Here is a 26,008-nt window from a genome sequence, read left to right as displayed (position 1 = left end):
TCAAGCGAGATGCCCATGGCAGAGGCGTTCTGTAGCCTTGCGCGACTTTTGTCCCGCAGCCAATAAGTGTTAACTTATAACACTTTCTGCGCTATCGTTGCTCGCCGCGCCCTGCGGCGAGCAACCCTCCAAGAAGACTGATCGACCGATGAACAAGTACCTCGCGTCCGGCTTGTGCCTGCTCGCCCTGCATAACAGTGCCCAGGCCCTGACCCTGCCCGCCAGCCCCGTCACGGCACCCGCCGTCGATGAAGAACGTATCGACCTGGACACCCCGACCACGGCCGGCTCGCGCCTGAACCTCACGGCGCGGCAAACCCCAGTCAGTGTCGAAAGCCAGACCGGCGAGAAAATTCGCGAACGTGGCGACGCGAGCGTGCAGGACGCAATCTCCCGCGCCACCGGCATCACCCGTACGGGCTCACCGGGTGACGGTGGTACTTCGTTGCAGGCACGCGGTTTTACCGGGCAGAGCTCCGTGCTGCAACTGTACGACGGCCAGCGCATGTTCGACGGCGCCGGCACTTCCACCTTCCCGGTGGACACCTGGTCGGTTGAACGCGTGGACGTGCTGCGCGGCCCGGCGTCGGTGATGTATGGCCAGGGCGCTACCGGCGCGGTGATCAATACGATCCCGAAAAAGCCGTTTGAAGGCGAGATCGAAAACCATGTCCGCCTCGGTTATGGCTCCGATGATCGACAGCAGGAAGCCCTCGACAGTGGCGGCTCGCTGACCGACACCTTGAGCTATCGCCTGAACGTAAACCGCCTGCGCAGCAACGGTTTCATCGACCGTGGCGACTCCGCCAGCGACTTCGTCAGCGGCGCCTTGCGTTGGCAGCCGGCCGACAACTTGAGCTTCACACTGGCCCACGATTACGGCAACCAGAGCCCGCAGAACTATTACGGCACGCCGCTGATCAACGGCCAATTGCACAAAGGCCTGCGTGACAAGAACTACAACGTCAGCGACGACAAACAACTCTACAACGACCAATGGACGCGCCTGACAGGCGAGTGGCAGATCAACGATAACGTCACCGCCACCAACGAACTGTCGTACCTGAAAAACCAGCGTCGCTGGCAGAACGCCGAGAGCTACAACTATGTGAATGGCGGCCTGGTACGCCAGGATTACCTGGGCATCAAGCATGACCAGGAACAGGTCGGTGATCGTCAGACCTTCACGTTCAAGCACACGCTCTTTGGCCTCGACAGCCAGACCGTGACCGGCGTCGAGTACAACCGTATTCGGTTCCGTCTTGCCAGTAACGCGCCTTTCGACGACGTGCCGGGCGGCGGCCAGCCGGTGGACATTCAGCACCCAGTGCCGCAGCCCTTTGAAAGTGCCAGCCCGTTCATTCCACAGTCGGTCAGCACCACCAAACAGCTGGCCGCCTTCGCTGAAAACCGCCTGCAACTGACCGACAAGCTCTCGCTGATCACCGGCGTGCGCCGTGACTATCTACACATCGACCGCGAATCCCTGATAGATGGCAGCGACTCTGACAAAACCCTCACCGGCAACAACTGGAAAGCCGGTCTGGTCTACGCGATCACCCCCGACACCTCGGTCTACGGCCAGTACGCCACCAGCACCGACGGCGTCGGCAGCCTCATCACCTTGAGCCCGAGCCAGCAGCAGTTCGGCCTGTCCACCGCCAAGCAAGCCGAAGTCGGCCTCAAGCAATCCTTCTGGGATTCGCGCGGCGAATGGACGTTGGCGGCGTATCACATTGTGAAAAAGAAACTGTTGGTGAGCATTCCCGGCACTGATCAGAAGGAACAGGTCGGCCAGCAATCTTCCAACGGGCTGGAAGCCAGCCTTGACCTGCAACTGCCTGACGCCTGGCAACTGCAAGCCAATGCGGCCATCGTGCGCGCGCAGTACGACGACTTCTCCGAAGTGGTCGACGGCCAGGCCGTTTCCCGCAACGGCAACCGCCCCACCGACGTGCCGCGCCGCACCGCCAACCTGTGGCTGAGCAAGGCCGTGACCGACGATATTCGCGCGGGTGCCGGGGTGCGCTATGTGGGCTCGCGGTTTGCCGATACTGCCAACACCAGCGAAGTACCGAGCTACACCGTGGTTGACGCCACTGTGTCATGGAAGGCGATGCGCAACACCACGCTGGGTTTGCAATTGAATAACCTGTTCGATCGCACCTACGCCGTCAGCCAGTACAACGAAGGCCAGCAGTGGATCCTCGGTGAGCCACGCTCGTTCTTCGTCACGGCGGATTACACCTTTTAACCGGTCATCACATAGAACCCCTGTGGGAGCTGGCTTGCCTGCGATAGCGGTGGGTCAGGCAATGCATCTGTGCTGGGGAGACCGCTATCGCAGGCAAGCCAGCTCCCACATGTTGAACAGCGTTTAATTTGAGAGACACGATGACTTCACTCACCCTCACCCGCCTCACCTGGACACCCCAGGTTCACGGCCACTGCCTTCACCAGTTCCACCTGTGTGACGCCAGCCTGCAGGTCGGCGCGGGGGAGTTTGTGGGGTTGATCGGGCCCAATGGCAGCGGTAAAACCAGCCTGTTGCGCTGCGCCTATCGGTTCACCCGGCCCGATCAGGGGGATGTGTCTCTCGCCCACCAGAACGTGTGGAAACAGAGCGCGAAATGGTGCGCGCAACGCGTCGCGGTGGTGCTGCAGGAATTCCCCGATGCGTTCGGCCTGCGCGTGGATGAAGTGGTCGCCATGGGCCGCACACCGCATAAAGGTTTGTTCGACAGCGACACCCTGCATGATCAACAGCTGATCCAGCAAGCGCTGGAATCCGTCGGCATGCAGGGCTTCGAGGACCACGCCTTCGCCACCCTCTCAGGCGGTGAAAAACAACGCGTGATCCTCGCCCGCGCCCTGGCCCAGCAACCCGAGCTACTGGTGCTCGACGAACCGACCAACCACCTCGACCCGCGTTATCAGCTGGAGTTGCTGCGGCTGGTCAAGCGCCTGAACATCGGCACCCTGGCGAGCATCCATGACCTTAACCTGGCCGCCGCCTTCTGCGACCGCCTGTACGTGATCAACCACGGCCGCATCATCGCCAGCGGCACGCCCCATGAAGTGCTGACCGTCGAGTTGCTGCGCGATGTCTTTGGCGTCGAAGCACTGGTCGACACCCACCCCCTGTCCGGCTACCCCCGAATCACCTGGATAACCCAACCATGATCCTTCGCGCCCTCCTTGCTATTGCTTTGCTGTTCGGCACATCCCAAGCGTTCGCCGAGGCGACCCATTACCCGGTCACCATCAAAAGCTGCAACCGCGACGTCACCTTCCAGGAAGCGCCGAAACACGCGGTCAGCCACGACATCAATATGACCCAGATGATGCTCGCCCTGGGCCTCAAGTCGCACATGGCTGGCTACAGCGGCGTAACCGGCTGGAAATCGGTGACGCCGGAAATGACCGCGATACTCGACGGCCTGCCGGAACTGGCGAGCAAATACCCGTCGGTGGAAACCCTACTCAACGCCAATGTGGATTTCTTCTTCGCCGGCTGGGATTACGGCATGCGCGTGGGCGGCGACCTCACGCCGGCCACTCTGCAACCGCTGGGCATCAATGTGTATGAGCTGACCGAGTCGTGCGCCTTTGTGATGAAGCGCCCGGCCGCGACCCTGGACGACACCTATAACGACCTGCGCAACCTCGGCAAGATCTTCGACGTGCAGGACCGCGCCAACGCGCTGATCGCACAGATGCAGGCGCAAGTCGCCGAGGTGCAAAAAGACTTGCCCGCCGACAAACCGCGCGTGTTCCTCTATGACAGCGGTGAAGACCGCGCCATGACCTCCGGCCGCCTCGGCATGCCCCAGGCGCTGATCGATGCGGCGGGCGGGCGCAATATTCTCGATGACATCGACGCCAGCTGGACTCGCGTCAACTGGGAAACCGTCGTGGAACGCAACCCGCAGGTGATCGTGATCGTCGACTACAGCGAAATCACTGCCGAGCAGAAAGAGCAGTTCCTGCTGAACAACCCGGCGCTGCAAGCCGTGGACGCGATCAGGAACCAGCGCTTTATCGTGATCCCGTATGTGCAGGCCACGCCGGGGATCGACAACGTGCTGGCGGTCGAAACCCTGGCCAAGGGGTTCCACGGCGAATGATTACCCGTCGCTACGCCTTGTTGCTTGCCGCGCTCGGCGCGGTGTTACTGGTCTCCTGCGTGATCTCTTTGGGCTTTGGCCCGGCGCGGGTGCCGGTGGAGGTGGTGTGGCGAATTGTGCTGTACAAGGCCTTCGGTGTCGGCGAGGTGAACTGGCTGGCCGGGCAGGAACATATCGTGTGGTTGATTCGCGTGCCGCGCATGCTCCTCGGCGCGCTGGTGGGTGCCGGGCTGGCATTGATTGGCGCGGTGTTGCAGGCCGTCACACGCAACCCGCTGGCTGACCCGCACCTGCTCGGCGTCACTTCAGGCGCCACCCTGGGCGCGGTGATTGTGGTGTTGCATGTGGGTGAAATCGTCGGGCTGCTGACGCTGCCCATCGCCGCGTTTATCGGCGCGTTGGCGAGCATGCTGGTGGTGCTGGCGGTGGCCAGCCGCAATGGGCGGCTGGAGAGTGATCGCCTGTTGCTGTGCGGCGTGGCGGTGTCGTTTGTGATGATGGCGGCGGCCAACCTGTTGCTGTTCATGGGCGATCATCGCGCCGCATCGGCCGTCATGTTCTGGATGCTCGGCGGTCTCGGCCTGGCGCGGTGGGAGTTGCTGGCGATTCCAGCCGCCACGGTGCTGCTGGGGCTGCTGGTGCTGTTGGGCATGGCTCGCCCGTTGAACGCCTTGATGGCCGGTGAGCAGACGGCCGTGACCCTGGGCCTGAATGCGCGCAATGTGCGTTTAAAGGTGTTTTTGGTCGCCTCGCTGATGACCGGCGTGCTGGTGTCCATCAGCGGTTCCATCGGCTTTGTGGGGCTGATGGTGCCGCATATCGCCCGGCGCCTTGTCGGCGCCGAGCACCGTCGGTTATTGCCGGTATGCGCGCTGCTAGGCAGCCTGTTCCTGGTGTGGGTGGATGTGGCCGCGCGCACGCTGATCGCCCCCGAGGACTTGCCGATCGGCGTAGCCACGGCGGCGATTGGCGGGTTGTTTTTTATTGGCTTGATGCGCAAGCGTTAGACCGGATTGCTCACAACTCATCTTTGCCTGGACGGTAAGTCGAGTTGCCTGGAAGCCTCAAATCGCTGCCCAACAGGGTACGTATGGTCCAGAAACTGCCGCGGCGCAGCACCCGAAACTGACCGAGTCGCGCCAGTTCGGACAACACCCGCGACGGCGTTGGGGCCAGTGCGGTATAGCCGTCCTTGGCCGTCCATTTGCCGGGTACCGCCAGTAAATCCTCTTCGTCCTTGCCAAAGCTCGGCGTATAGCTCAGCAACGCGCCGTCCAGCGCCGTCAGGTAAAAGCCGGTGATTGGCAGCTTCTTTTCTTTCAACCCGTACAGATAAAAACTCAGCTCTCGCCAGGAGACAAAGTACTCGACGTACGATGCGTCAACGTCTGCTCGCTGCTGGTCCTGCCCTGTGTGAAACAACAGATGAGCGGCGCTGATCTGATAGCCTGTCGGCCAACTGGAAACGCTGGAGAACAGCTGCGGGGCAATGCTGGAGGGAAAACCTTCATCGGGTGTCGCCAGCACTGGCACATACAAGTTCGCCGCCGTTTTCTCGAGCAACGCACTGATCGCCTGCTGGCGGTTAAAGACGTCTGCGCGGCCATGGACATAGCCGGCCGCATCGTCACGGTGGGCATGCACCGGCCCCAGCGCCCATCTGTTGTCGCCAACCGCCGGCACGCCGCGTGAACGCCCTGGCTGCCACTGTGCATCCACAACGCCGACGCTTGGCCAATTGACACTGGGCACCAGAATGCGCAAATCGCCCGCCGCCGCCATACGCCGGAAATAATCACGCGGGCTGAGCTGGCTCAGTTTCAATCTGAGGTCGTCCCGGTAGTCGACAAATCGATTATTGCGCACGGTGAACTTCAGCAAGGCGCCATCGGCACACGACAAATAAATTGGCAACGCCGCGCGGCTCGCAGTGGCGCTGACCTGGTACATCGCCTGTATCAACCGCGAGGGCGAGATCAACCCGCGATAAATGGAGTCCAGGGTCATTATTTGGCCGCCGGGTTGAATGTCTCCCCAGTGCAACCCACACAGATATAGCCCCGCCATTTGATATCGATAGGGGTAGCCTGCATCCGCAAAAACCCGACGATGGGCCAGGTCCGAGCCTCCCTCAGTGACTGGCAGCGTTGCGACAAAATGCCCGTTGCCAGTCGATTGGAGTACATAGCCAAACTGTGCCTCATCCCTTGATCCGGCATGTTCATGGGCATAACGCACAGCATCATCGGCGCGGGTGTGCAGCGGGCTGAAAGCAGGATCGACACTCGCTTCCAGGTAACGCCGACCACGCAAGTTCACGCTGGCAAACGGACTCCAATCGGCAACCACTCCCGGAGCTCCCCACATCGTGCTGCCAACAACCACCTGCAAGTCAAACGTTTTACTCACGCGAGTTACATACTCGCCGGGGGCCAATTCACCGTTGCGTATCTGCCGTTCAAGCGCCCCGCTGAGCCAGTCGCGACGATTGCGCGGGCGTGTGACGAGCGCTGCGGCCGAAATAGGCGGGTATTTCAATTCCGGACGCGGCTTCAAGCGTATCAAGGCACCATCGGGTGCCAACAGATAGTGGTAGTGACGCGCTTGAGCAGCGGACAGTGAATGGGCCAGCAACCGTGTGGAAAACATGTTGCCGTACACCGCCGACTGCGCTGGCGAGAGCAAAAACGGCCATTGCGTCGCCGGTCTGGAGTGATAGCTGGCAACGACCGCCGTGCGCGGCGGGTACAGCCCACGGGTCACCATCTCGTCGGGGAAGATACTTTTGATATCGAATACCTCGTCCGACACGCGCACCGGTTCAGTAGCAACAAACCAGCCATCGTCACGACGCAGGATAATACCGCCGTATGGCTGATCCAGGTTCGGCAGGACGCGACGGCGGATGTACTGCGCAACATCATCCATGGAAAGAAACGCCGGGCTGAGACGGCGCCGTTGCAGGTTTTCGTAGGGCACCCACAGTCCCGTCACATCGCTGGAGACGCCCCAACAATGACTGGTCCGCACCACCTGCAAGTGGCCGGAGGACGCTACCCGCCGCACAAACTGCAGGGGTTGCAAGGTGCCGATATTCAGCTTGGCGCGCACCGTTTCAAGTGAGTCCGCTTCACTTCGTGACTCGAAAATCCCTTGGGTAGAGGGCGACTGGTAGCGCAACAAAGCACCTTCCGGTGTGGCGATGTACACCGGGGCGCCGCGGGGAGGCAGCATCGTCTGGATACGCGCCTGGGCAATGGCCTCGCTCAAGTCCTCGGGTTCGATAAACACCCGCTTTAACCAGGCTGCCGAGCCATTCCCGACAAATTGGTTGGCGTAGTACAGGCTGTGACAATCGAAACCGTCGGGCAGTCGGGTGCCATAGAGGCTGGCAAGGGACAGCAGCGGAGATTTGCCGGTGACTGGAATCAGCTCACTGGCAACGTATTCCTCCCGGCTTTGATGTTTGAGGATGAACGCAAAGTAGCGGCTGGCAAAGTATTGCACGTGGTCCCGCGGGTCGCGTCGGTACAGATCGCTGGCAGCGTCGTCAGCGGTCCTGAAGACAGGCCCGTGGCTCACCGTCGCCGGGCGCTGGAATTCCAGGACGCGCACCCACGGCCCCCAGTCCACTTCAACAAAATCGGCGGGCCCCCACAGCGCATTGCCGATCACCACCCGCAGCGTACCCGACTCGGCCAGGGTCCTGACTACATCCGCAGGTTTTATCGTCGCGTCGGCCAGGCGTGTGGCAATCGCGCTGTCGTCCCTGGCGGCATTGCCCTTCCATTGCTTGCGCCACTCCGACGACGTGGTAGCAGGACTGCACGCGATCAAGCTGTCCTGCGAGCCCGACAGGTAGCCCGTGACGCCCGCAGCAAGCAGGTCGGCTACGTCTTGCGGGTGGAACATCTGGCCGCTCAGCTCGGCTTCCTGGCGAGTCCACTTGAAACGAGCAACATAGGCCGGGTCAGTCTTCGACAACGCGAGGCGCGTGCCGTAGCGGGCATGCAGACGATAACCCGCATTCAGGATAATCGGGTTGTTCTGGCGATCCACAGGGTAGAGGCCGTCGAAGGCAAACGGCCTTGGCCCCGTGGGCACGGGCTGAGTCGCCACGAAGCGGCCGTCGGGTTGTTGAAGAATCATCCCGCCGAGTACCTGCTCGCGACGTCCATTAATGTCCCCGTGGATAAAGCGAGCGGCGTCGTCGGCTGACAAAAAGGTAATGCTCAAGGACGGCAGGGTGAAACGCGAAAAAGGGGTCCAATCCGTATCGACAATGCCACTGCGATCCCACAGTGCGCTGGTTTTTTCCACGCTCAGCTCGCCGGCAGCGGCCACTTTACGGACGAAGTCGCGGGTCAGTAATGAACCCTGGAGGAGCTCGGCTTGCCAACCGTTGTCGATTACCTGGCCATCGGGTGCCTGAGCAAACAACTGGGATTCAAGCGCCGAGCCGGAGAAGCGATAGCGCAAGACGGCTTCGTCCCGCAGGCGGATGTACAACGAAGCGCCCAACGTGGATTGCGGCCCCTGGCTGTAACCGCGAAACCGCGCGATGTGCTGTGCAAGCTCCAGCGGGCTAATGAAGTTTTTGTACAGCCAGCTTTCCAGCGTGGGGTACTGGACGGGCAGCGGCCGTGCGTGGACGTAAATCCCGTGCAGGTGATAGCCCAGAGGAAGCTGAGGCAGCACGCCCGCCAAGCCTTCGACGGGGTCCGGGTCACGAGCGGCATAGTCCGCCAGCGCATCGGACTGCAGGATCAATGCTTGCTGACGCAGGTTGGGCTTGCGCTGGATCTGCACCGAGGCATGCGCGAGCGCACGCTGGGCGTCCGCGAAAACCGGCCATGGCTTGTAGGGGACCCAGTCAGCCGGCACCTGGCCCAAGGAGCCGCCCCAGTACGGGCTTGAGATTAAAAACGTCAACCTCCCTACCGAGGCGACTTTTTTGTAAAACCCTTCAATCGTCCCATCAAAGGCGTGGGGCGATTCAAACTTCCCTCTGGTAATGATCCAATGAGCAAAGCCTAACGCCGCTGCTGTTTCATCAAATTGGTATTTGACCAGAGTGCCGTTTGGCCCGGAGAGGTAAGCCTCCCTGAATTTTGAACGGTTCTGGTGATTGAACATGATGTCCGGCTCTGAGTAAAACCCCTGGAAAGCCGTGATTTGATGCGCCGTCCATGCAGGATTTTCGCGGGCAACCCACGCAGTGCTGTTGGGGTGCGTGTGCCAACTGGCAACAATCTGGTAACCCTCTGGTTCGAGGTAGGTGGTGTAGCCGGCGTCACTGTCGAGCAAAAGATCAAAATTGAACACGGTTGGCCGGTCCGAAATCGGTTCGCTGCCAACGTAAAGCCCATCCGCTGAACGCCGCAGAATGACGCTGCCGTACTCCACTTGCAAATTGCTCCCCACGCTCCCGTGAAGGTAGCGGGCGACTTCATCGACGCTGGAAAACGCCGGGGTGAGGGTGCCCAGCTTGGCGTGGCCACGGGGAAGGGTTGCGCGTTTTTCGCGCATGGGTTGGTCGTCCATGATAAATCCTCGGAACAAGATTGGATGTACAGCCATCCTGAACACCCGCTGATTCCGGGGGGGCTACATAGTTAGTCAGGCCCTCGCACCAAGACAGTGCCCTACCCTTGCTACCCTATCCATCCGGCGCCTATTCAGTGCACCGCCGACTGAAAGCGCCATCCGAGCACCCTTGAATACGGCCTATTCCAAAGCAGGCACAGCCTTTGCAAAAGCCTTGGTATCTGTCCAATAACAACACTTGGGTTCTCGGAGATCGCACCATGAAGCGTCGCAGCTTGATCAAGGCTTTCACTCTTTCGGCATCCATTGCCGCCATGGGCCTGACCTGGACCGTGCAGGCCGCCGAGACCATCAAGGTCGGCATCCTGCACTCGTTGTCCGGGACCATGGCCATCTCCGAAACGTCGCTCAAAGACATGGCGCTGATGACCATTGACGAGATCAATGCCAAGGGCGGGGTGAACGGCAAGATGCTCGAACCTGTGGTGGTGGACCCTGCGTCGAACTGGCCGCTGTTCGCCGAAAAGGGTCGCCAGCTGCTGACCCAGGACAAGGTCGCCGTGGTGTTCGGCTGCTGGACGTCGGTGTCGCGCAAATCGGTATTGCCGGTGTTTGAAGAACTCAACGGCCTGCTGTTCTACCCGGTGCAATACGAAGGTGAAGAGATGTCGCCGAACGTGTTCTACACCGGTGCAGCGCCGAACCAGCAGGCGATCCCGGCGGTGGAATACTTGATGAGCGAAGACGGCGGCGGTGCCAAGCGTTTCTTCCTGTTGGGCACCGACTACGTGTACCCGCGCACCACCAACAAGATCCTGCGCTCGTTCCTGCATTCCAAAGGCGTAGCGGATAAAGACATCGAAGAGGTCTACACCCCGTTCGGCCACGCCGATTACCAGACCATCGTGGCCAACATCAAAAAATTCTCGGCCGGCGGCAAAACCGCGGTGATCTCCACCGTGAATGGCGACTCCAACGTGCCGTTCTACAAGGAACTGGCCAACCAGGGTTTGAAAGCCACCGACGTACCGGTAGTGGCGTTCTCCGTGGGTGAAGAAGAACTGCGCGGCATCGACACCAAGCCGCTGGTGGGCAACCTCGCCGCCTGGAACTACTTCCAGTCGGTGGAGAACCCGGTGAACAAGAAGTTTGTCGCCGACTGGAAAGCCTATGCCAAGGCCCACAACCTGCCGGGCGCGGACAAAGCCGTGACCAACGACCCGATGGAAGCCACTTACGTGGGTATTCATATGTGGGCGCAGGCGGTGGAGAAAGCCAAGTCCACAGACGTCGACAAAGTGCGCGAAGCCATGGCCGGCCAGACCTTTGCCGCGCCGTCGGGCTTCACCCTGACCATGGACAAGACCAACCACCACCTGCACAAACCGGTGATGATCGGCGAGATCCAGGCCGATGGTCAGTTCTCGGTGGTGTGGCAGACCAAAGAGCCGATTCGCGCCCAGCCATGGAGCCCGTACATTCCGGGCAATGACAAGAAGCCGGATTACGCCGTCAAGAGCAACTGATCCGAGGGGTGTCGGCACTTGAGTGTCGACACAATCCCTGTGGGAGCTGGCTTGCCTGCGATGCAGACGACTCGGTGTATCTGATACACCGCAATCGCAGGCAAGCCAGCTCCCACATTAGTTTGAGCAAGGCCCAAGAATATGCCCACTGCCCTGTACCGCCTCATCCTCACAGCCCTGTTGTTGCTGCCCTTTGGCGCACACGCCAGCGACGCCGAAGACTTCCTCAACGCCAACCCGACCGAACAAGCCAAACTGCTCCAGAACTGGGCCGCCACACCCGACCCGGCGCGCATCGAGTTGGTGGACGCCCTGCAACAAGGCCAGCTCACCGTCAACGGTGAAACCAAAACCGTACGCCTGAACAACCGCCTGCGCGGCTTGATCGACAACGTTCAAGCCAGCCAGCAATTACTCGCCGCCGACCCCAAGGTGCGCTTGGCTGCGGCACAAACCCTGCAAAAAAGCGCACAACCTGCGCAGCTGAAATTCCTCGATCAACAAGTCGCCGCCGAAACAAACGAAGACGTACACACCGCCCTCAGCCTTGCGCTGGCCAACCTGCAACTGGTCGACGCCGACCCGGTTGTGCGCCTCGCCGCCGTTCGCTTGCTGGGTGGCACCGGCGACCCACTGGCCCGCACGCGCCTTGAAGCCTTGCTCGCTCCCGGCGTTGAAACCGATGCCGCCGTGCACACTGCCGCTGAAACCAGCCTGGCCCAGGTCAAACGCAAATTGATGTTCGGCGAGATCCTCGGCCAGGCCTTCAGCGGCATGTCCCTGGGCTCAATCCTGCTGCTGGCCGCCCTCGGTTTGGCGATCACCTTCGGCCTGCTCGGCGTGATCAACATGGCCCACGGCGAGATGCTGATGCTCGGCGCCTATTCCACCTACGTGGTGCAAATGCTGATGCAGCGCTACGTGCCCGCAGCCATCGAGTTCTACCCGCTGATCGCGCTGCCGGTGGCGTTTTTCGTCACCGCGACCATCGGCATGGCGCTGGAACGCACGGTGATTCGTCACCTCTACGGCCGCCCGCTGGAAACGCTGCTCGCCACCTGGGGCATCAGCCTGATGTTGATCCAGCTGGTACGCCTGGTGTTCGGTGCGCAGAACGTCGAAGTGTCCAACCCCGAATGGCTGTCCGGCGGCATTCAAGTACTGCCCAACCTGGTGCTGCCGTACAACCGCATCGTGATCATCGCCTTCGCCCTGTGCGTGGTGGTGCTGACCTGGCTGCTGCTGAACAAGACACGCCTGGGCCTCAACGTGCGCGCCGTCACCCAGAACCGCAACATGGCCGCCTGCTGCGGCGTGCCGACCGGGCGTGTGGACATGCTCGCGTTTGGCCTCGGCTCCGGCATCGCAGGCTTGGGCGGCGTGGCGCTGAGCCAGATCGGCAACGTCGGCCCGGACCTGGGCCAGAGCTACATCATCGACTCGTTCCTGGTGGTGGTGCTCGGCGGCGTCGGCCAGTTGGCCGGCAGCGTCATGGCGGCCTTCGGGCTGGGCATCGCCAACAAGATTCTTGAACCGCAGATCGGCGCCGTGCTCGGCAAGATCCTGATCCTTGCGCTGATCATTCTGTTCATCCAGAAACGCCCGCAAGGACTCTTCGCACTGAAAGGACGGGTGATCGACTGATGAACCAGCCATTGATGCTTACAGCCACACAGAAGGCCGGCCCCAAGGTCACGATTGCAGTCGGCGCGCTGATTCTGCTCGTGCTGCTGGCGCTGCCGTTGCTGTCTTTGTTGCCGCCGGACAACGCCTTCCATATCTCGGCCTACACCCTGACGCTGGTGGGCAAGATTCTGTGCTACGCCATCGTCGCCCTCGCGCTGGACCTGGTGTGGGGTTACGCGGGCATGTTGTCGCTGGGCCACGGATTGTTCTTTGCCCTCGGCGGCTATGCGATGGGCATGTACCTGATGCGCCAGGCGTCCGGGGACGAACTGCCGGCGTTCATGACCTTCCTGTCGTGGACCGAGTTGCCGTGGTACTGGACCGGCACCGAGCATTTCCTCTGGGCGATGTGCCTGGTGGTGCTGGCCCCGGGTTTGCTGGCGTTGGTGTTCGGGTTCTTTGCCTTCCGTTCGCGGATCAAGGGCGTGTATTTCTCGATCATGACCCAGGCGCTGACCTTTGCCGGAATGCTGCTGTTCTTTCGCAATGAGACCGGGTTTGGTGGCAATAACGGCTTCACTAACTTCCGCAGCATCCTGGGTTTTGGCATCACTGAACCGGGCACGCGGGCGGTGTTGTTTTTCGCCACGGTGGTGTTGCTGGTCGCCAGCCTGTACACCGGCTGGCGCCTGGCGCAGAGCAAGTTCGGCCGGGTGCTGACGGCCCTGCGCGATGCGGAAAACCGCCTGATGTTCTGCGGCTACGACCCGCGCGGGTTCAAGCTGTTCGTATGGGTGTTGAGCGCGGTGCTGTGCGGCCTGGCGGGTGCGCTGTATGTGCCGCAGGTCGGCATCATCAACCCCAGCGAGATGTCGCCGACCAACTCGATCGAAGCCGCTGTATGGGTCGCCTTGGGCGGGCGTGGCACGCTGATCGGCCCGTTGTTGGGCGCAGGCGTGGTAAACGGTATGAAGAGCTGGTTCACCGTGGCCTTCCCGGAATACTGGCTGTTCTTCCTCGGGGCGCTGTTCATCATCGTCACCTTGTACCTGCCCAAGGGCGTTATCGGCCTGTTGAAGAAATGAGGAACGTCATGCTTGAACCTATTTTCGACGCAGGCAGCGGCCGGGACGCCATCGGCATTGGTCAAGCCGCCGGCAAAGGCCTGAACACCCGCCACGGCACCATCCTGACCCTGGAAGACATCAGCGTCAGCTTCGACGGTTTCAAGGCGCTCAACGACTTGAACCTCTACATCGGCGTCGGCGAACTGCGCTGCATCATCGGCCCCAACGGCGCGGGCAAGACCACGCTGATGGACGTGATCACCGGCAAGACCCGCCCCAGCCACGGCACCGCCTGGTTTGGCGAAAACATCGATTTAACTGGCATGAGCGAAGTACAGATCGCCCAGGCCGGTATCGGGCGCAAGTTTCAAAAACCCACGGTGTTTGAAGCCCTGAGCGTGTTTGAAAACCTGGAGCTGGCGCAAAAGACCGACAAGTCAGTCTGGGCCAGTTTGCGTGCGCGCCTGAGTGGCGAGCAGAAAGACCGCATCGACGAAGTGCTCGACACCATCCGCCTGACGGCCTCAGTGCAGCGTCCGGCGGGGCTATTGTCCCATGGCCAGAAGCAGTTTCTGGAGATCGGCATGCTGCTGATGCAAGACCCGCAACTGTTGCTGCTGGATGAGCCGGTGGCGGGCATGACCGACGCCGAAACCGAATTCACCGCCGAACTGTTCAAGCGCCTGGCGGGCAAGCATTCGTTGATGGTGGTGGAGCACGACATGGGCTTTGTCGGCGCGATTGCCGACCACGTGACCGTGTTGCACCAGGGCAGCGTGTTGGCCGAAGGGTCGCTGGAGCAGGTGCAGGAAAACGAGCGGGTGATCGAGGTGTACCTCGGTCGCTAACGCTGCCAAGGACTGCTTTATGTGGGAGTTGGCTTGCCTGCGATGGCGGTGTATCAGATACACCGTCATCGCAGGCAAGCCAGCTCCCACAGTTGATCCGGTTCCAATCAGGGAATTGAGGAGAATTTGAACATGCTGCAAGTCGACAAGCTGCACCAGTACTACGGCGGTAGCCACATCCTGCGCGGGCTTTCATTCGACGTGAAGGTAGGCGAAGTCACTTGCCTGCTCGGCCGTAACGGCATGGGCAAGACCACCCTGCTCAAGTGCCTGATGGGCCTGCTGCCGGCCAAAGAAGGCGCGGTGAATTGGGAAGGCAAGGCCATCACCGGGTTCAAGCCGCACCAGCGTGTGCATGCGGGAATCGCTTATGTGCCACAAGGCCGGGAGATTTTCGGGCGGCTGACCGTGGAAGAGAATCTGCTGATGGGGCTCTCACGCTTCCCCGGCTCCGAAGCCAAGGAAGTGCCCGCCTTCATCTACGAACTGTTCCCGGTGCTGCTGCAGATGAAACATCGGCGCGGTGGAGACCTGTCCGGCGGCCAGCAACAACAATTGGCGATTGGCCGCGCGCTGGCCAGCCGCCCGCGCCTGCTGATTCTCGATGAGCCCACCGAAGGAATTCAGCCGTCGGTGATCAAGGAGATCGGCGCGGTGATCAAGAAGCTTGCAGCGCGTGGCGACATGGCGATTCTGCTGGTGGAGCAATTCTACGACTTTGCCGCCGAATTGGCCGACCAATACCTGGTGATGTCGCGCGGGGAAATCGTGGCGCAGGGCCGCGGTGAAAATATGGAAACCGAGGGTGTACGCGGGCTGGTAACCATCTAATCTGTAGCGTCCTGACGAAAAGCACTGAACCATGAACCTGCCCGTTTCCCCCGCCCTGTTCACCCCCAGCTGGCACGCCGAGCTGGAACTCGGCTACGCGCGTTTCGGCGACACCACGCGCCCGGTCATGCGCCGCCACCTCGGCCCGCTGCGGGTGCAAAAGCACCTGTACGCCGAAGGCCCCGAGGTGTGCCAGCACATCATCGTGCACCCGCCAGGCGGCATTGCCGGCGGCGATCGCCTGAACATCAGCGCCCACGTCGGCGCCGGGGCCTGGGCCCAGTTGACCAGCCCCGGCGCGGCCAAGTGGTACCGCGCCAACGGCCCGGCGTTTCAGCAGCTCGAACTGAGCGTGGAAGCCGGCGCCACGCTGGAATGGCTGCCCCAGGAAACCATCGTCTTCAGCGCCGCCCAGGCCGAACTCACCACGCGCATTGATCTGCAGGGCGATGCCCGCCTGTTCTACTGGGACGTGGTCGCACTCGGCCGCCCGGCCAGCGGCGAGCGTTTCGACCTCGGCCACTTTCAATCGCACCTGGACATTCGCCGCGACGGCCAGTTGCTCTGGCATGAGCGCCAGCGCATTGTAGGCGCCGACGGTTTGCTCGACTCGCCGATCGGGCTGGACGGCCAGCCGGTGTTTGCCACGTTGCTGCTGACCGGTGATATCGAGCCTGAATTGCTTGAGCAGTGTCGCAACCTGCCCCACGCGGTGCGCGGTGACCTGACCCAATTGCCGGGCCTGCTGGTGGCCCGTTGTCTGGCCAGCGAGGCGTTGCATGCTCGGGGTTGGTTGATTGATTTATGGCGGCTTTTGCGACCGGCCGTACTGGGCCGAGAGGCCGTAGCACCAAGAATCTGGAGCACATGAAGATTTGAAGTGGAACCTGCCCTCTGTGGGAGCTGGCTTGCCTGCGATGCAGACGACTCGGTTAAACAGGACACTGAGTTGATGCCATCGCAGGCAAGCCAGCTCCCACACAAGCCCGCTCCCACATCGGATCTTCGTTGTTTTTAAGAATGCTGTTTATGAGAGACCTTGAACCATGGATTTGACCCCACGGGAAAAAGACAAGCTGCTGATCTTCACCGCAGGCCTGGTCGCCGAGCGCCGCCTGGCGCGTGGCGTTAAGCTCAACTACCCGGAGACCATCGCCTACATCTCCGCCGCCCTGATGGAAGGCGCCCGCGATGGCCGTACCGTGGCCGACCTGATGCACTTCGGCACCACCCTGCTCAGCCGTGAGCAGGTGATGGAAGGCATCCCGGAAATGATCCCGGACATCCAGGTGGAAGCCACCTTCCCCGACGGTACCAAGCTGGTCACCGTTCACCAGCCGATCGCGTGAGGCCCGGCCATGATTCGTGATGCCACCCAAAGCGACTTGCCGGCGATCCGCGATATCTACAACGACGCGGTGCTGAACACCACGGCGATCTGGAACGAACAACCGGTGGACCTGGGCAACCGCCAGGCCTGGTTCAGTGCACGGCATGCCCAGGGTTATCCGGTGCTGGTCTCGGTCGACAATGATCAAGTCACCGGCTATGCCTCCTTCGGCGACTGGCGGCCATTCGAGGGTTTCCGCTACAGCGTCGAGCACTCGGTGTACGTGCGCAATGACCAGCGCGGCAAGGGCCTCGGCCCGCGCCTGATGGAAGCGCTGATCGAACGCGCGCGCGACTGTGGCAAGCACGTGATGGTCGCCGCCATCGAAAGCGGCAACCTGGCGTCAATCCGCCTGCATGAGCGCCAAGGCTTTATCACCACCGGGCAGATGCCGCAGGTGGGCATCAAGTTCGGCCGCTGGCTGGACCTGACCTTTATGCAACTGACATTGAATCCGGGCGCCGAACCGCCCAAGGAGTGAGGTCGATGAACGCCGCGCAACTGCGTCGAGTCAATGCTGAAAGTTTTGCCCATTACCGCCTGGGCTTGATTGAGCTGTTGCTGGACGCGGTGAAGCACGGTGCTTCGGTCGGCTTCATGGCCGACTTCGATGAAGGCCAAGCCCGCACCTACCTGAGCGGTGTGCAAGCAAGCATTGAAGACGCCAGCCTGCTGCTGTGGGTGGTGGTGCGCGACGAACAAGTGATCGCCAGCGTGCAATTGGCGCTGTGCCAGAAAGCCAACGGCCTGAACCGTGCCGAGGTGCAAAAGCTGCTGGTGCACAGCAACGCGCGGCGCCATGGCCTGGGTCAACAACTGATGAACACCCTGGAACTCGCCGCGCGCCAGCACAAGCGCGGGCTGCTGTACCTGGACACCGAGGCCGGCTCGGGCGCGGAAGCGTTCTACCAGTCGCTGCGCTACACCAAAGTCGGTGAACTGCCCGACTACTGCCAAAGCCCGGACGGGCGTTACAGCCCGACCGCCATCTACTTCAAGACCCTGGGGCAACCTGCATGATTCCTGGTGAATATCAGATTCAGCCTGGCGACATTGAACTCAATGTCGGCCGACGCACTATCAGTTTAAGCGTGGCCAACAGCGGTGACCGGCCGATTCAGGTGGGCTCGCATTACCATTTTTTCGAAACCAATGACGCGCTGACGTTTGATCGCGCGGCGAGCCGTGGCATGCGTTTGAATATTCCGGCGGGGACGGCGGTGCGGTTTGAGCCGGGGCAGAGTCGCGAAATCGAGTTGGTGGATTTGAGTGGAGGCAGGCGAGTATTTGGGTTTGCCGGGCGGATCATGGGCGACCTCTAGGGCCTCATCGCAGGCAAGCCAGCTCCCACAGTTGGAATGCGTTCCCCTGTGGGAGCTGGCTTGCCTGCGATAGCGGTCTCACATTCAACACAAATTTCTCAGGGTACACACAGATGAAAATCAGCCGCCAAGCCTACGCCGACATGTACGGCCCCACCGTCGGTGACAAGGTCCGCCTGGCCGACACCGAACTGTTCGTCGAAGTCGAACAGGACTTCACCGTCTATGGTGAAGAAGTCAAATTCGGCGGCGGTAAAGTGATCCGCGACGGCCAGGGCCAAAGCCAGCTGCTCGCCCATGAAGTGGTCGACACGGTCATTACCAACGCGCTGATCATCGACCACTGGGGCATCGTCAAAGCAGACGTCGGCCTGAAAAACGGCCGCATCCACGCCATCGGCAAGGCCGGTAACCCGGATATCCAGCCCGGCGTGACCATGGCCATCGGCGCGAGCACCGAAGTCATCGCGGGCGAAGGCATGATCCTCACCGCCGGCGGCATCGACAGCCATGTGCATTTCATCTGCCCGCAGCAGATCGAAGAAGCGCTGACCAGCGGCGTGACCACCATGATCGGCGGCGGCACGGGACCTGCGACCGGCACCAACGCCACCACTTGCACGTCGGGCCCTTGGCACTTGGCGCGCATGCTCCAAGCCAGTGATTCGTTCCCGATGAACATCGGCTTCACCGGCAAGGGCAACGCCAGCTTGCCCGAGCCGTTGATCGAGCAGGTCAAGGCCGGCGCCATCGGTTTGAAGCTGCATGAAGACTGGGGCACCACGCCCGCGAGCATCGACAACTGCCTGAGCGTCGCCGACGAATACGATGTGCAGGTGGCGATCCACAGCGACACGCTCAACGAATCCGGTTTCGTCGAAACCACCCTCGCCGCGCTCAAGGGTCGCACCATTCACACCTACCATACAGAAGGTGCCGGGGGCGGCCATGCGCCGGACATTATCAAGGCCTGCGGGTTTGCCAATGTGCTGCCAAGCTCGACCAACCCGACCCGGCCATTCACTCGCAATACCATCGACGAGCACCTCGACATGCTGATGGTCTGCCACCACCTGGACCCGAGCATTGCCGAGGACGTGGCCTTTGCCGAAAGCCGCATCCGCCGCGAGACCATCGCCGCCGAAGACATCCTGCACGACCTTGGCGCGTTCTCGATGATCAGCTCCGACAGCCAAGCCATGGGCCGCGTCGGCGAAGTGATCACGCGCACCTGGCAGACCGCCGACAAGATGAAAAAACAGCGCGGTCCGTTGCCCGGCGACGGCCCTGGCAATGACAATTTCCGCGCCAAACGCTACATCGCCAAGTACACCATCAACCCGGCGATCACCCACGGCGTGAGCCATATTGTCGGCTCCATTGAAGTCGGCAAATGGGCCGACCTGGTGCTGTGGCGCCCGGCGTTTTTCGGTATCAAGCCAACTTTGATCCTCAAGGGCGGCGCGATTGCTTCCAGCCTGATGGGCGACGCCAACGCCTCGATCCCGACGCCGCAGCCGGTGCACTACCGCCCCATGTTCGCCAGCTTCGGCAGCTCGCTGCACGCCACCAGCCTGACTTTTATCAGCCAGGCGGCGCATGACGCCGGGTTGCCCGAAGCATTGGGGTTGAAGAAGCAGATCGCCGTGGTCAAGGGTTGCCGCAACGTGCAGAAAACCGACTTGATCCACAACGACTACCTGCCGGATATCGAGGTGGACCCGCAGACCTATCAGGTCAAGGCCGACGGGGTGTTGCTGTGGTGTGAACCGGCGGACGTGTTGCCGATGGCGCAGCGTTATTTCCTGTTTTGACCCAATAACCCTGGCGACCAGGGCGCCAGGGCCTGTTGCGGGAACCTGGCGAGTTGCTGGCGCGTCAGCGTGGTCGGAACATTCGTGAACTCAACGGCCAGCGCCTCCATTTCTTCATCATATTGCGCGTTATCCATGACCACGCCTTCGCGGATCTGCTCAGCCGACTTACCCAATATCCGCCCCGCCGTGGTGATCGTATCGCGCAGTGCCTGTTTTTCCTGTGCGTTCAGGCGCCCGTTTTCGCTCCACTGCCGCTGCGCCATCTGCAAGTCCGTGATTGCCTCGATTTTGTTTCTAGCAGCCTGGAAGGCATCACCAAAAGATACTTGGATATAGTTGGTCCAGAACGGCTGTTCATGGATCTGATCAATCAGCAGCTCGCCACGCTCGAAATCGGCAATGCTTTTGTAGGCAATCTCCAAGTGCTCCTCGGTGACATCCGATTCCGGGAATTTCATGCTGCGTGACTGCCAGGGCAGCGCCAGCGGGTCCGCCAATTGCGTGGCATACGCCAAGTGGATCTCCACTTCGTCAAATGTTGCACGCAAATTCCCCTGCTCGTCGTACTGGGGAATCAAGTACCCGTCCCCATCGAAGCGCGGGGCGACGCGCCCTTGAGCCATGAGCTGATCAATCCGACCGCCGGCGATTTTGCTCAATCTGGTTAGGCGCGACCGGCCGATCGCTAATTCCAGGAGTGTGCGGGTGCGCAGCGGCTCATCAGGGATCGCCAGCGCTTCCTGCAGCAGAATCTCAACCCCCATCGCATTGAACAGCTGCGCGCCGGCATCCACACACGTCGTCGGCGCCAACGCCATGCGAAACAGGCGTTTTCGCAGTGTTGCGTATTGCGCCATCGCCTCCAGCATCCGCCAGACTTTGGCCGTCAGCAGGAGGCTGTACTCCGGGTCTTCGGTATCAGAGGACGTGCTTAACTTGCGCAACTCATCGAAAAACGGTTCAGACTTCGGCGCCGCTTCAAGTGCATCCCAGGCAGGTTGCTTTGCCAGCCATTGCTCATCAGTCAAGCCTGCCTTCCAGCGCACGCTGTCGTGCTTGCCACGTGGCGGGAAATTACGCTCTGGGTCCAGCCCCACTGACTCGATATAGAGCATCAGGCTCGCCAGTACTTGAGGCGACACCTGTTCACGGCTCACGATGGTTCTGGCAAGCACTTGCGCGCGCTCGGAGCCCGGCGCGACATCCGGTATCTCGGTGAGCTCGTTGTAGGTCAAATCCAGTTGGAATTCTCGCGGCCTCTGTTGCCCGAAAATGCCCACGGGCCACTGTCTCAACTCGCAGCCAGCCAGCGTCAGCATATTCAACTGACCCATGCGACCAATATCGGGGGTCAGACCCAACGGGTTACCGTCAAGGAAGAGATAGTTCAAACGCGTCTGCGCCCTCAACACTGCAACTGCCTCGGGGGTCAGGACGATCTCGTTGTTTTCCAGAGCCAGATGCTCCAGGTGCGGCAACTGCTCCAGCACCTTGGGCAACTGCGTGAGGTCATTGTCCGACAGGTCCAGCGCACGCAGGCGACGGAATGTCGCCAGAAAGGCTGTACCTTCCTCGGTCAGCCCGATATCAGACAACGACACGCCAGTGACGTGATCAAAATTCCCCGGCAACGCGGGCAGGGTTGCCAGCTCGCGGCCGATACGTCGGTCACTGAACTCTATGGCTTGCCCACGATAAGCTCCACGCGCATCAACGTCCCATCGAGCGCTGCTGTTTCTCCATGCGGCCCGGATGGTTTTAGAGATGTTGCGACGCACGCTCAGCACACGCCGGCCGGGGCTGTTATCCCACATCCACTGGCTCAACACGACGTCCAGTTGTGCGAATTCTTGTTCCAGCGCCAGCAGCCAGGAATCGTCTTCGAGGTCGCGCCCCTGCAAAAATTTATTCAGGTGGGCCTCGGTCATAGCTGGAAATAGCTTATGTACCCGGCGCCTGATCGTCACCTCTTGCGTGTAGCGTCCTTGACCACTCAAGGGGTAGCCAATGCGGCCATCGACCCAACGTGACGGCAGTTTGAACAAGGGTTGCACGGGTGACTGCATCTTCAGCACGGTACGTAATTGTTCGCGAGGCAATGCATGGGCAATGATCGCTTGCTTGAGCTGTGCGCCCTGTCCGACATGCGGCAGCCCCAGCGCCTGACGATGCCGGTCGGGCAAGGCATGTTGCAGGGAGGCGTAGAGGTCATCGACGCCGTGCAAATGCTCGTCGCGCTCATTGCGGGCCTGATAACGAGCGTCCCCAACGCGCACCAACACCTTGCGCTCAGCGGCGTCGTCGGGCCCAAAACTGGCGCGCAGTGCACCACCTTGGCCGCCTTCGCGCACTTCCAGGCGCACATTGTCGGTCCAGCCAGGCAAACGCCCGAGGGTGTTGAGCACCAGGGCTTCGGTGTCCTGGTCCGCCATCCCGTCGAGGTAGAGCCCTTCGTAGGCCAGGCTCAACCGCACGTCCTGCTGCAGCAAGCGCGCCCGCTGGGCGAGGGTCAATGGAATACGTCCGGTACCGTCGAGAGTCGCCCGTTCCTGAGGCGTCGCCTGGGCCAGCATCTCGCGCACCATCAACGTGGGCAGGCGTTTGAAATCACGCTGAATCAACGTGACCGCCGCGTCAGTCATTGGCTGCTGCTCGGTGTACAAACTGCGCATCAGACGCGCTCGGACCAGCACCGCTTGTTCCTGCAGTTTCTTCTGAACCGCAGCAATACGCTCAGCCGGCAAACGCGACGTATAGCGCCCCACCAGTGCATCCATCTGCGGTTCACTCAGAAAACGCGCGATGCGTGCCGGCAATTGCCCCGTCATCAGTTCGGTTCTGCTGACCCGTAAGGTGAGGGCCTCACCGCGGTCATTGAACGCCTGATAACTCGGCCCTCGCTTGACCAGGTACTTATGATGCCTCGCGGTCTCGGGGCCAATGCTGTCCAGCAAAACACCCGCGATGCTGCCTTCACGGTTCTCCAGGCGTACATCCTGCGGCCAGCCTGGTAGTTTGCCCAAGGTGTGCAGAGCCAGGCGCTTGCTGTCGGCGCTGAGCATATTTTCCATGTGCAGGCCTGTATAGGCTCGCCCCAAACGGCCCTGAAGGATGTACCAACGGGCGTGCTCCTGCATCGCCAAGGGCGCGCGTCCGGTGGTGTACAGCCGTTCCAGCTGCTCGATACTGGCTTCATCCAGCACGCTTTGCGCGGCATGCTCGCTGAGGCCTGGATGCAAGCGTTGCAACTTGGCGACCATGACGGAAGGCTTTTCAGTGCCGGCATAAAGACTGTCGAAGAGCGCGGGTTGGCGGGTGCGCGCGTAATCGGCAATTTGCCTGCGAAATTCCTGAGGACGGTTGCTTCGCACACGCGCCGGTTCATTGCCCAGCAGGCCAACCACTTCCGACTCATCAAGTGCGCCAAGAACATGCGCAGGCAATTTGTTCGCCAGCACGTCTGCGCGGCTGATGCGAATCGGCGGCTTGAGCTTTACCCCGTGGAACAGCCGCTCGACACCGTAGCGCTGAGACGGCCCAGTAAGACTCGGCTCATCAAACACTTCGAGCACCCGCCCCACTGGCCAGCGCGGCATTTCAGTCACCAACGGCAAGGTATAGAGATAACGTTCATCGACCGCATGGCCACTGCCTATCTGTTCGATGACGTGTGCCACATCCTGCTCCGCCTTGAACAACCGCAGCGTGTCGGCCAACACCGGCGGCGGCGGCGCATCATCCAGATGCATCTTGCGCAATGCGCTATCGCGGGTACCGCTGATAGTAGCGATCTGCAGCAACTGCTCGTCGGTAAACCGGTCGACGGCAGGCCCCATGCGCCGCATCAGGGTGGTGCGGTCCCAGGTCAGCGGCCGTTCCAGCGTATGCCGCCAGGCCCCGGCGCCGTTGTGACTCAGCAGCGGCTGATAAGCCTGGGGGTCAGTGGGATGCCGAATGCGCCACCGATTGAGGGACGCATCTAAGGTTTTTTCAAACAGCTTGCCTGACTGACGGATGTAGCTCTTGCCCGCATGCTGGTATTCACCCTGTGGGTTGGCCATAACGTCAGCCGGCAAGGTGACCGCGCTTTCATAACCGGCCAGGTCGGCACGCCACAAACGTTTCTGGCCGTTGGGCAGAGCCACCGGATCAAGGTCCTCGATCAGCGGTTCAGGCTGGGTGGCAATGACCCTGGAAAGGACTTTGCCGCCCACCGCCATGACTGCCAGAAACGCCAGGTTTTCAGCAACGTCTACCAGGTGCGCCTTGGCAGCACGGCGATCGCCCTCACTCCATTCGATACTGCCCTCCAGGGTTTCGTAGAGCAGTTGGCCGGCCATCACGACCATCATCACCTCCCCCAGCACCGGCACGAACATGGACACCACGTTCAAGGCCAGCAAGCCGATGCCAAGCAGTTTGGCGAACTTCTCGGAGCGCACACGTGCGTCGACATCCGCGGTAGGCACCGCGTGGCGACGGGCATCGGCAAACAGCTTGTCGCGGTGCTGCTCGAAGAGGTAATCCCACAGGTCGATATTGTCCGCCCAGATACCGTGACCTTTGCGCGTCAGCGTGATCGCATTCAGGAAAGGGTCCATGTTGGGCCGCTGTGTCGGCGGCGGGTCCGGCGGTAGATCAAGCACCGGAGTAAACGCCGAAAACGGGTTGAAGCCGTTGATCACCGACACGAGCAACGGTGAATAGGGCGCCTTGCTGGCAATCGCTTCCGACGCTGGAACCGATTCGTTGAGTTCATTGAAGTACGCGGGAAGGTCGCCGTAACCGACAAACTGGCTGAAAAACCGCTGATAGGCCGTCGGGCTGCCATCACCCGGGTCCGGGGTATCGCGAGCCGTAAATCGCTGCTTGAACATCGCCTGCATCTGCGGCCAGGTGTAGCGCTTCAAAGGGTGATGCGGGTCATGGGGGATGTAGAGAATCAGTTCATCGGCGTAGCGGTATTTTTCGCAGATAACAAACGCCACGCAGCCGGTCATGCGCTTTTTCATCAGCCCAAGGTCTTGGAACCACACCTGCTTTTTCCCCATCCTGGGGTTTGTTTCGCCATTGATGACCGAAACGATCATCTGGTAGTCCGCCGGTTCAATGTCCTTGGTGAGCAACGCCTGCTCCGCCGACGCCGCCAGGTCGGCCTTGCGCGCACGGGTAAACCGCTGCCGCATCACCTGTTCTGCGACAGGGTCTGCGCCACGCAAGAAGTCGTTGAGGTAACGTTGATACTTCGCTCCGATGTCCAGCGAGCGGCACAGCGCGGTGAATTGCGGCACCGTCAACAGGGTGCTGACCGGCACGGTTTTACCCGCCAACGTGCCTTGGGTAATAAACCCCGACGAAGCCAGAAAAGCCCCCGGCTCACACTCGCGGGCTTCAAAGTTATGCAAGGCGGCCTGCAGCAAGGGCAAGCGCATGATTTCATAGGTGCGAAAGGTCACGCCAACCTGCTCGACCTCTACAGGTTTATGCAATTGCAGCAGCGTTTGATGGACGTCCAGCTTCACCTGGAACTGTTCCTGCAGCGCCTTGACCAGCAAGGGCTCGGCAAACGCATCAATGTCCTGCAGCCGTGCCATTGCCTTATCGAGTACGGTTTGTTGTTTAAAGCTGGCGGTGAATTTTTCATTCAGTGCCCGCTGTTGTTGCGCGGTGGCACGCAGGAACCAGGCCGGCAATTGCGCTGGAGCCTTTTTGAGTTGGGCGCGGCGGGCCGACGTGGCGTCAATCAGCCAGGCAGGCGTGGCCTGTTCCAGGTAGTTGCGGTGGATGCTTCGGGTCGCTGCCGGCAGGGCGCCGGACAAGAGATCGGCCATGATGTCGCTCCTTTCAAATGGAGCGTCAGCACATCATGGCCGACAAGGGGAACAGCGCTAGATAGTTAGCGCCGGG

General features: G+C 61.1%; 17 protein-coding genes. 15 read left to right on the top strand and 2 right to left on the bottom strand.

Features of this window, described 5'->3' with window-relative positions; translation table 11 throughout:
• Positions 1-148 precede the first annotated feature (148 nt).
• From BFW87_RS14520 to BFW87_RS14505, 4 genes are all read left to right on the top strand, one after another.
• On the top strand, positions 149-2,254 hold the full coding sequence (locus tag BFW87_RS14520; protein WP_078740469.1) for a TonB-dependent receptor: 2,106 nt from the start codon (positions 149-151) through the stop codon (positions 2,252-2,254).
• Between the two features lie 140 nt (positions 2,255-2,394).
• A complete protein-coding gene (locus BFW87_RS14515) occupies positions 2,395-3,183 on the top strand; it encodes an ABC transporter ATP-binding protein (protein WP_078740468.1) in 789 nt (262 codons plus the stop codon).
• Positions 3,180-4,127, top strand: coding sequence for an ABC transporter substrate-binding protein (locus BFW87_RS14510; RefSeq protein WP_078740467.1), 948 nt, complete (start codon positions 3,180-3,182; stop codon positions 4,125-4,127). The genes BFW87_RS14515 and BFW87_RS14510 overlap by 4 nt, the downstream gene beginning before the upstream one ends.
• On the top strand, positions 4,124-5,134 hold the full coding sequence (locus tag BFW87_RS14505) for a FecCD family ABC transporter permease (protein ID WP_078740466.1): 1,011 nt from the start codon (positions 4,124-4,126) through the stop codon (positions 5,132-5,134). The genes BFW87_RS14510 and BFW87_RS14505 overlap by 4 nt, the downstream gene beginning before the upstream one ends.
• 10 nt (positions 5,135-5,144) lie before the next feature.
• On the opposite strand, the gene BFW87_RS14500 is transcribed toward BFW87_RS14505, so the two are convergent.
• Positions 5,145-9,671, bottom strand: coding sequence for a DUF4329 domain-containing protein (locus BFW87_RS14500; RefSeq protein ID WP_176159747.1), 4,527 nt, complete (start codon positions 9,669-9,671; stop codon positions 5,145-5,147).
• A 263-nt stretch (positions 9,672-9,934) separates the two neighbouring features.
• On the opposite strand from BFW87_RS14500, the gene urtA reads away from it, so the two are divergent.
• The 11 genes from urtA to ureC all read left to right on the top strand — a co-directional run bounded on the left by urtA (position 9,935) and on the right by ureC (position 20,098).
• Complete coding sequence (urtA, locus tag BFW87_RS14495) at positions 9,935-11,200, top strand: urea ABC transporter substrate-binding protein (RefSeq protein ID WP_078740464.1); 1,266 nt, start codon at positions 9,935-9,937, stop codon at positions 11,198-11,200.
• A gap of 141 nt (positions 11,201-11,341) precedes the next feature.
• Positions 11,342-12,844, top strand: coding sequence for an urea ABC transporter permease subunit UrtB (gene urtB, locus BFW87_RS14490; RefSeq protein ID WP_078740463.1), 1,503 nt, complete (start codon positions 11,342-11,344; stop codon positions 12,842-12,844).
• Positions 12,844-13,911, top strand: a complete 1,068-nt coding sequence (gene urtC, locus BFW87_RS14485; RefSeq protein WP_078740462.1) for an urea ABC transporter permease subunit UrtC — start codon at positions 12,844-12,846, stop codon at positions 13,909-13,911. The genes urtB and urtC overlap by 1 nt, the downstream gene beginning before the upstream one ends.
• A complete protein-coding gene (gene urtD, locus BFW87_RS14480) occupies positions 13,908-14,741 on the top strand; it encodes an urea ABC transporter ATP-binding protein UrtD (protein ID WP_176159746.1) in 834 nt (277 codons plus the stop codon). The genes urtC and urtD overlap by 4 nt, the downstream gene beginning before the upstream one ends.
• Positions 14,742-14,873: 132 nt before the next feature.
• Positions 14,874-15,572: an urea ABC transporter ATP-binding subunit UrtE gene (gene urtE / locus BFW87_RS14475; protein ID WP_078740460.1), complete on the top strand. Its 699-nt coding sequence runs from the start codon at positions 14,874-14,876 to the stop codon at positions 15,570-15,572.
• Positions 15,573-15,603: 31 nt separating this feature from the next.
• Positions 15,604-16,443, top strand: a complete 840-nt coding sequence (locus tag BFW87_RS14470; protein ID WP_078740459.1) for an urease accessory protein UreD — start codon at positions 15,604-15,606, stop codon at positions 16,441-16,443.
• A gap of 175 nt (positions 16,444-16,618) precedes the next feature.
• Positions 16,619-16,921, top strand: coding sequence for an urease subunit gamma (locus BFW87_RS14465; RefSeq protein WP_010213535.1), 303 nt, complete (start codon positions 16,619-16,621; stop codon positions 16,919-16,921).
• Between the two features lie 9 nt (positions 16,922-16,930).
• Positions 16,931-17,443 carry a GNAT family N-acetyltransferase gene (locus tag BFW87_RS14460; RefSeq protein ID WP_078740458.1) on the top strand — a complete coding sequence of 171 codons (513 nt, stop codon included), beginning with the start codon at positions 16,931-16,933 and terminating at the stop codon, positions 17,441-17,443.
• Positions 17,444-17,448: 5 nt separating this feature from the next.
• Entirely contained in the window at positions 17,449-17,982 is a 534-nt protein-coding gene (locus BFW87_RS14455; protein WP_078740457.1) for a GNAT family N-acetyltransferase, read from the top strand.
• Positions 17,979-18,284, top strand: coding sequence for an urease subunit beta (locus tag BFW87_RS14450; protein WP_078740456.1), 306 nt, complete (start codon positions 17,979-17,981; stop codon positions 18,282-18,284). The genes BFW87_RS14455 and BFW87_RS14450 overlap by 4 nt, the downstream gene beginning before the upstream one ends.
• A gap of 113 nt (positions 18,285-18,397) precedes the next feature.
• Entirely contained in the window at positions 18,398-20,098 is a 1,701-nt protein-coding gene (gene ureC / locus BFW87_RS14445; RefSeq protein ID WP_078740455.1) for an urease subunit alpha, read from the top strand.
• Here the strand turns inward: ureC and BFW87_RS32280 are convergent.
• The gene (locus BFW87_RS32280; RefSeq protein ID WP_254865887.1) at positions 20,083-25,932 is read right to left on the bottom strand and encodes an NEL-type E3 ubiquitin ligase domain-containing protein; all 5,850 of its coding nucleotides are present in this window, start codon (positions 25,930-25,932) and stop codon (positions 20,083-20,085) included. The genes ureC and BFW87_RS32280 overlap by 16 nt on opposite strands.
• Between the last annotated feature and the right edge of the window lie 76 nt (positions 25,933-26,008).

Origin of the sequence: Pseudomonas fluorescens, from assembly GCF_002022275.1 — a bacterium.
Taxonomy (GTDB): domain Bacteria; phylum Pseudomonadota; class Gammaproteobacteria; order Pseudomonadales; family Pseudomonadaceae; genus Aquipseudomonas; species Aquipseudomonas fluorescens_AJ.
This window is presented reverse-complemented; position numbering and strand designations above follow the sequence as displayed.

Coding starts and splice junctions, on each gene's coding strand:
- BFW87_RS32280 (WP_254865887.1), bottom strand. CDS start 25,932: ATGGCCGATCTCTTGTCCGGCGCCCTGCCGGCAGCGACCCGAAGCATC.
- urtB (WP_078740463.1), top strand. CDS start 11,342: ATGCCCACTGCCCTGTACCGCCTCATCCTCACAGCCCTGTTGTTGCTG.
- BFW87_RS14505 (WP_078740466.1), top strand. CDS start 4,124: ATGATTACCCGTCGCTACGCCTTGTTGCTTGCCGCGCTCGGCGCGGTG.
- BFW87_RS14520 (WP_078740469.1), top strand. CDS start 149: ATGAACAAGTACCTCGCGTCCGGCTTGTGCCTGCTCGCCCTGCATAAC.
- urtC (WP_078740462.1), top strand. CDS start 12,844: ATGAACCAGCCATTGATGCTTACAGCCACACAGAAGGCCGGCCCCAAG.
- BFW87_RS14460 (WP_078740458.1), top strand. CDS start 16,931: ATGATTCGTGATGCCACCCAAAGCGACTTGCCGGCGATCCGCGATATC.
- BFW87_RS14455 (WP_078740457.1), top strand. CDS start 17,449: ATGAACGCCGCGCAACTGCGTCGAGTCAATGCTGAAAGTTTTGCCCAT.
- BFW87_RS14515 (WP_078740468.1), top strand. CDS start 2,395: ATGACTTCACTCACCCTCACCCGCCTCACCTGGACACCCCAGGTTCAC.
- BFW87_RS14500 (WP_176159747.1), bottom strand. CDS start 9,671: ATGGACGACCAACCCATGCGCGAAAAACGCGCAACCCTTCCCCGTGGC.
- BFW87_RS14510 (WP_078740467.1), top strand. CDS start 3,180: ATGATCCTTCGCGCCCTCCTTGCTATTGCTTTGCTGTTCGGCACATCC.
- urtA (WP_078740464.1), top strand. CDS start 9,935: ATGAAGCGTCGCAGCTTGATCAAGGCTTTCACTCTTTCGGCATCCATT.
- urtE (WP_078740460.1), top strand. CDS start 14,874: ATGCTGCAAGTCGACAAGCTGCACCAGTACTACGGCGGTAGCCACATC.
- BFW87_RS14465 (WP_010213535.1), top strand. CDS start 16,619: ATGGATTTGACCCCACGGGAAAAAGACAAGCTGCTGATCTTCACCGCA.
- urtD (WP_176159746.1), top strand. CDS start 13,908: ATGAGGAACGTCATGCTTGAACCTATTTTCGACGCAGGCAGCGGCCGG.
- BFW87_RS14470 (WP_078740459.1), top strand. CDS start 15,604: ATGAACCTGCCCGTTTCCCCCGCCCTGTTCACCCCCAGCTGGCACGCC.
- BFW87_RS14450 (WP_078740456.1), top strand. CDS start 17,979: ATGATTCCTGGTGAATATCAGATTCAGCCTGGCGACATTGAACTCAAT.
- ureC (WP_078740455.1), top strand. CDS start 18,398: ATGAAAATCAGCCGCCAAGCCTACGCCGACATGTACGGCCCCACCGTC.